Origin of the sequence: Geobacillus sp. G4 (assembly GCF_040327975.1) — a bacterium.
Lineage (GTDB): Bacteria > Bacillota > Bacilli > Bacillales > Anoxybacillaceae > Geobacillus > Geobacillus thermoleovorans.
The window spans coordinates 1-270 of the sequence record NZ_JBEPJY010000102.1; the positions used below are offsets into that span (position 1 = coordinate 1).

The following is a 270-nucleotide window of genomic DNA, read 5'->3' on the forward strand; positions in this document are numbered from 1 at the left end:
CACCCGTCTTCTTTTCGAACCATATGCGAACAATTAACATAATCGTTACAACAACAAGCAAAAATTGCATCAAACTTTTTAATGTTTCCTTATTCCATATATAAGATGCCATCACCGTTTTTGTTTCAAGAGGAATTATTTTTCTGCTCTCTTTTCCTTCGTCTGCTATCACCATTCTTTCTCCAGATGCGTTGTATATAAACATGCGTATTTCCCGATTATCCACAGTTGTAGCTTTTTCTCTCCATTCATCAACGCGAAACAATTCAT

Annotated in this window: 1 protein-coding gene; it reads right to left on the minus strand. The window is 35.6% G+C overall.

Features of this window, described 5'->3' with window-relative positions; genetic code table 11:
- On the minus strand, positions 1 to 270 hold a 270-nt coding region (locus tag ABS784_RS17125; protein ID WP_352513403.1), incomplete at both ends, for a hypothetical protein.